This is a genomic window from Clostridia bacterium, from assembly GCA_036562685.1.
In the GTDB taxonomy this organism is placed as follows: domain Bacteria; phylum Bacillota; class Clostridia; order Christensenellales; family DUVY01; genus DUVY01.
Genome location: DATCJR010000041.1, coordinates 1 through 6,262, shown reverse-complemented (window position 1 = coordinate 6,262; position 6,262 = coordinate 1). Strand labels below are relative to the sequence as shown.

5 protein-coding genes are annotated in these 6,262 nt (G+C 32.8%); 4 read left to right on the top strand and 1 reads right to left on the bottom strand.

What is annotated here, in order from left to right:
* Positions 1-115 precede the first annotated feature (115 nt).
* Genes VIL26_01780 through VIL26_01770 form a run of 3 tightly spaced genes read left to right on the top strand, consistent with a single transcriptional unit; the run spans position 116 to position 3,223 of the window.
* Positions 116-1,279, top strand: a complete 1,164-nt coding sequence (locus tag VIL26_01780) for a GerAB/ArcD/ProY family transporter (GenBank protein ID HEY8389673.1) — start codon at positions 116-118, stop codon at positions 1,277-1,279.
* A complete protein-coding gene (locus VIL26_01775) occupies positions 1,276-2,640 on the top strand; it encodes a Ger(x)C family spore germination C-terminal domain-containing protein (protein ID HEY8389672.1) in 1,365 nt (454 codons plus the stop codon). The genes VIL26_01780 and VIL26_01775 overlap by 4 nt, the downstream gene beginning before the upstream one ends.
* A gap of 7 nt (positions 2,641-2,647) precedes the next feature.
* Positions 2,648-3,223: a mechanosensitive ion channel domain-containing protein gene (locus VIL26_01770; GenBank protein HEY8389671.1), complete on the top strand. Its 576-nt coding sequence runs from the start codon at positions 2,648-2,650 to the stop codon at positions 3,221-3,223.
* 52 nt (positions 3,224-3,275) lie between these two features.
* Here the strand turns inward: VIL26_01770 and VIL26_01765 are convergent, their stop codons facing one another.
* Entirely contained in the window at positions 3,276-4,352 is a 1,077-nt protein-coding gene (locus VIL26_01765; GenBank protein ID HEY8389670.1) for a hypothetical protein, read from the bottom strand.
* Between the two features lie 155 nt (positions 4,353-4,507).
* Between VIL26_01765 and VIL26_01760 the strand changes: the two genes are divergently transcribed.
* Positions 4,508-6,262, top strand: a 1,755-nt coding sequence (locus VIL26_01760; GenBank protein HEY8389669.1) for a hypothetical protein, incomplete at its 3' end; no start/stop codon positions are given.

Genomic DNA, 6,262 nt, shown 5'->3' with positions numbered 1-6,262 from the left:
TATGCCCCCAAAGTTTATGAAGATTTGGGCGATGGTATGGTAAAAACACAAGTAATTAAAAATACCCAAAGACCGTATTCAATACCTAATATCAATAAAAGGAGAATAAAAATACGTGAAAAAGACAACTAAAGACATAAGTTTACATCAGTACATATACATGCTTTTCCTAGCTTCAATGATATACAACATAGTATTTATTCCTGGAAGAATAATTACAATTGTAGGAAGAGATCTATGGCTTGCTATAGTTCTATATAATTTACTTGATTTTTTTCATCTTGCCGTTTTTTATATTTGTGAAAAAATAAACCCTGATTTGACTATAGACCAAATCTTGGAAAAATCTTTAGGAAAAATCCCAGCAAAAATTATATTAATAATCTTTGCGATTTATGTGTATATAAGACTAACTGTTATGTATCATGATTTTACATTGTATGCATGCGATGTAGTTTTTAGCCCTAACTGGAGACCGATTATTACGCCCATAATACTAGTAAGTTTGTATTGTGTTTTCAAAGGCATAAGAAGCATTGCCAGAATGACAGAAATATTGGGTCCTGGTATAGTTTTTGTAATGGTCTTAACAATGTTTGGAATAATAACTACTTCTGACCTTAGTAATGTATTACCCATTTTAGAATACGGATTCAAACCAATAGTAATAGCATTTTATAATTTCCAGTTTTTTGCAGCGGACTATTTGTGCTTATTCTGTATTTTAGGACGTGTAAAAGTTGAAAAAAACTTCGGTTTAAATATATCATTACCTTTAATTGCTTCGGCAGTTTTTACAATATTGTTTTCTATATCGTACTTTGGATTTTATGAAAATATAGCTGTTTTCCAAAAACAAGGACATTCTCTCATAGACATGTCTCAACATCTTTTGGGCAATGAGAACTTAGCAAGATTTGACTTTATTTTGTCAGTTATATGGATGATTGCAATTTTGATTAGAAAAATCATTTATACCTGGATTTTATATCAATGCATAATGGTGATATTTGAATTAGAAGAAAAACCTATTATCAAATATATAGTTTTGGGCATTATTGGAATAGCTGTATTCTTTGGATATAATTATTTCAATCTTAATGCAGCTAAAGTCTTAGAGTTTATTAATTCTGGCTTTAAATTGATTTTTATAATCACAATGCAGATTTTGCTTCCTTTATCACTGCCTTTTTTGACTTATATAGCATCAAAGCAAGAAAGAAAGATACAAAAAAATAATATGCTATTTAAAAAACAATTAAGGACTAAAAATCAATGAGCAATGTTAAACTTTCTTTTAAAGTTCTAAAACAAAGAATGGTTGTTTTTGTGCTAGTTATTATAGCATTTTTTATCCCTCAATTGTCTGAAAATCAAAATTCTATTGATATACGAGCTATGATAACTGCTTTGGGTATAGACAAAAAAGGTGATGAATATGAAGTAACCGCTCAATTGTTCGTACCCTCAAAGTCTCAACCTAATAAAGATATAATTTCTGCCAAGGACAAAACAATTTCGCTGGCTGCAGAACAGCTTTATGTCAAGACGGCTAGACTGGCAGTAGAATCTACTTGCGCACTTATAATGCTAGGAAAGGACTTGGTAGAACAAGAAAATGTTATGCCTGTTCTTGATTATATGGTAAGAAATAATGTAATCACGTGGAATGCTCTTGTTGCCGTATCGGATCAAGAAGCATCCAAAGCTTTAGTTGAATTAAACAAGCTAGAATCAAAATCGCCTATTGGATGGCTTAACTTTTTTGACGTTAGCAATAGAGGCTATGATTATGCTGCGGTACAATTGCGCGATTTTATAAAAGGTGTTTACGGTATTACGGGTACATCCTATTGCCCATTATTGACAACAGAAAAAATCCCGTCTGAAGGACAAGGCGGTACTGGCGGCAGCAGTGGTGGCGGCGAAAATGCAAGCGGCGGCGGTGGCGGCGATGGAAGCCAAGGTTCTTTTAATCCCATAAAAAATGATGGTGCTGTCTTTACTCAATCAAGCGGTAGCAGTGGTGGCTCAGAAGGCGGAAGCAGCGGCGGAAGTTCTGGCGGCGGCTCTGAAGAAAAAAAAGGTCAAGCTCCTCAATTAAAATTAGAAGGCAAAACTAACGTTTTTGTAAAGGGCAAGAAGATTGCAGAGCTTAATAAAGATGAAACTGAAGGAATGAATTGGATGAATGAAAAAGCTGTTTTTCATTCTATAAAATTATCAGATGTCGGCGGATATTACTTTAGAGACGGTGATATCACTTTGGGTATAATAAATAAAAAATTAAAAATAAAATCACAATTTGACAGCAATCCAACCGTAATAATAAATATGAAAATTCAATTAGATTTGGAAGAAGTAATGCAAAGTGATATTCCTCTGGTTATCGGAAAAAACGATGTTGTACAAAAGTCTAAATTACTTAATCAAAAAACAGCCGAATATATAGAGCAAAAAATAAGACATATTTTTGAAAAGAGTAAGGAATTAAAAGCAGATGTTCTTGAGCTTGTTCCTCTTTTCAATAAATATCATAACAAAAAATTTAAAAAATTTTTAGAAACAGGCAGACAACCAATAGACATATTGGATGAAATTGAATTAAAATTTGAGCTATTAACTGAAGTAGAGGTTTAAAACACAAATGACAAAAAATATCACAAATTGGTTAAGTATGTATTTACCCGAATTTTGGGGCAGCTTTATACTGTATTATTTATTAATCTTTATTTTGGAAGTATTAATTACTTATGTACTTCTTAGCTTTTTGCTTGGTCTAATAAAAAGAGTAATTTTTAATATCATTTCGCGCAAAAAAAACTCTTACAGGCTCTTGACTGTAAAAGTCATGGTTGCAAATATTTTAAAATATATCCTCTGGATAGGAATGATCATTTTCATCATCTATTTCTTAGGACTGCAAAAAATGGTAAATACAGTCTTGGCTGCTGCTGGAATAGGCACACTAGTTTTTGGTCTAGCCAGTCAGGATTTATTCAAGGACCTTATCGCCGGCATAACCATACTTGGAGAAGAAAGATATTTGGTAGGCGACAAAGTTGAGATCGGATCTTTTAAAGGCACTGTGGAAAATATAAAATTGAGAACTACATTTTTAAAAGGCGAAAATGGAGAAACAATTATTTTGCCAAACAGCAGAATATGGGAAATAAAAAACTATTCAAAAAAATCCACATTAAAATCAACTGATAATGATTAATTAAAAACGCCCTTATAAAAGGGCGTTTTTTATGATTTTACTATCTAATTTTTTATCTAATTTCTAATGACGCGATATCATAGGATACCGCTAATGTTCTCCTTACTTGAGAAACATCCATAATATTTTGTACTGCTTTTATCATCAGCTTATCAGCATAACTATTATTGGCATTTATGCCATATTGAGAATAATAAGCTTTTAATGATGGCCCAGATTCATATGTGGAAGCTTTTGCTAGAGTTACATCATAAACGGGCAGACGATTATCAGTGTTGACCAATTCTTGAACATAAGGCAAGAATGCATCTGTTACAGATATAGTCTTAATTTCATCGTCTATTGACATATTTATGGTGTAAGCTGCTGCCGTTTTACTTCCAATCGAGTCTGTCCAGTTATAAAATGGACTTACTGAAAGAGTTGCGCCTTTTCCATAAGTTTTCTTATCCAACGCTCTTGCAAACAAATAAAGTTCTTCGTTGTCATATCCGCTTTTAACTTCTTTTGCCTTAAATGTTTTGGCCTTCTCTTCGCCGTTAAGATTATAAGTATATTTCCTTGTATTGTAATCAAAAGAATATTCTAATATATAAGGTTTGTCCAAACTCTCTGCTTTTGATAAATCGCTATATTTCTTGGTTACGCTTATAGGTCTAAATAATTTTCCGGTCTGCATGCTAAAGACAACCGTACTGTTCATTGTATCTTGCACGCCTAGATTTTTTATGCCTACATAATTTATAGCTGAAACAAAATCTTTATATTCAGCGCCAAGAATATCTTTGGATAAATCTTCATCTTTTAGATAATTTACTGTTAAATTGCTTGTTAACTGCCATGTGTTTTTTTCTTCATCAACCTGTTCAATAATATATTCCAATATTCCGCTTGCAAATTTGATCTTAGGCGCATTGTTTTCTAAAGGATCTTTAACAATTTTATCGCTCAAATTGGCATTATTAGATTGATCTGTTTTCAAAAAATAATAAAAAGACACATCATAAACAGCTTTTTCATAAGTTCCCTGCCAAGGCTTGAACATGTCAATAGTCTGTGGCACAGCTCCGCAGGCAAAACTGGTCATAGCGACTAATAAAGCTATAATTATCCAAAGAATTTTTTTCATATGAATTTCCTTGCTAGATTTTGATTATATTGTTTTATTTTTATTGTTTTATTATAACACAAAAACTTTATTTGCCAAAAGTAATACTAACATAAGTTATAATTTATTTCAATCCAGGGTTGTTAATTTTCAAAAATTTGATAAAATTGTCATATATGGAAGTTAAAACGTTTGTCAATTATATCTCCGCTTATAATTATCTTGTCAAAAGGCTGAAAAACCGAAAAAAAACAAGAGGAAATCTCAATATCCGTCATATAGTTATCACCCCTGATAGATATACCTTGAGTCTAGAAAAAAAGCTGATGAATGATTTGGGCGAAAATGGCTCTTTTGATGTTTCGGTTATGACCTTAGACAGATTGCTATATAACGAAAGCAGATTGCCCAAATATCTTTCTAGATACGGAGGAGCAATGCTGATTAGAAGAATAATTGACGAAAACACTGACCAGCATGGACGCAAGAACTTTTTGTGCTTCAACCGCGTAATGCTAAAAGGCAGTTTCCCCGCAGAGATGTATGATACTATTATTCAATTAAAAAGCTGCCTTATAAAACCCGACTTTGAAATAAATACGGACACACCGCATCTTAATAATAAATTAAACGATATAAAATATATCTATCAAAAGTATGAAGAGTTTTTAATCAAAAACCAAATGGCGGACTCAGGCTCTAAGCTGGATATTTTGGGACAACTCGCTTTAAATTCTGATTACATTAAAAATGCATACTTTTATTATTATGGATTTGACAGTCTGACGCCGCAGGCTTATTCGCTTATAAATATTTTGGATAAATGCTCTTTGGGCACATTGCTAACAGCTGTGTCAGACGGGATACAAAACTATCCTTATGTAGATACTGCCCTTTTGCCTGATACCAGCGAAATGTCTGATTTCCATAGACATATTTATATACATCTTAATAACAGAGATAATGAGCAATTCGAAAATCCTGTGCCAATAAGAATATACCGTGCCAATACAAGATCAAATATGCTAAACGAAGCCTGCCGTATAATAACGCGCCACATAAGAGAAGGCGGTAAGTTTAGTGATATTGCGTTAGTGGGCAATATAGGCATAAAAGAACTTGCGATTTTGGATGAAGCCAATATTAGCTATAACTATGACCATAAAATCGGTCTTTCAGTTCATCCTTTGATAGGATTTATTAAAGACTGCATTGACGCTGTTCGTACCCATTATAACAATGGTACATCTCATATCGCAAAAAACTATTTCAGCGGCATAAATTATCATGATGCATGCATTTATGAAAATTATTGTTTGAAATTTAACATTACTCATAATATCTTTGATGATTTTTCTCTTGGAAAAGATGATCCGGATTTTGAAACAGCACAAAAAACACGGGCTAAAGTTGCAAAACTTCTAAAGGATTTTGAAGTAATCTTAAAAAAATGCATAACAGTTGAAGATTATATAGACTGTTTGAAAAACTTTATACAGAATAACGAGCTTGAAAAGAAGCTAGAAAAATATAATTCTGGCTTTGCAACTGAAGATTTCAAGCCATATGCCCGTCAATGTCTGGACAAGCTGTATGCTGTTTTTAACGAAGCAAGTGTTTTATCTGGATACCGAATCAACCTAACTGATTTTAGGGCAATGCTGTTTTCAGGTATTGATGCAGTAGAAATTTCAGTAATTCCTCCCAAGGCTGATGCAATTACTGTTACGGATATAGAAGGACTTAGATGTGAACAATACAAAGTGCTAATCTATATTGATTGTGTGGACGGAAAATTCCCTGTAATTAACAAAGACTTAGGCATGCTGTCTGATAATGACCTTGACTGTTTGAACAAGCTCAATATAAAAATTGAGCCCAAAATCAGGCAGGTCAACAGACGCACTAAATTTAATCTCATACAGTCGCTG

Bases quoted from the DNA above. Each gene is read 5' to 3' on its own strand.
- VIL26_01775 (HEY8389672.1), top strand. From the start codon at position 1,276: ATGAGCAATGTTAAACTTTCTTTTAAAGTTCTAAAACAAAGAATGGTT.
- VIL26_01765 (HEY8389670.1), bottom strand. From the start codon at position 4,352: ATGAAAAAAATTCTTTGGATAATTATAGCTTTATTAGTCGCTATGACC.
- VIL26_01770 (HEY8389671.1), top strand. From the start codon at position 2,648: ATGACAAAAAATATCACAAATTGGTTAAGTATGTATTTACCCGAATTT.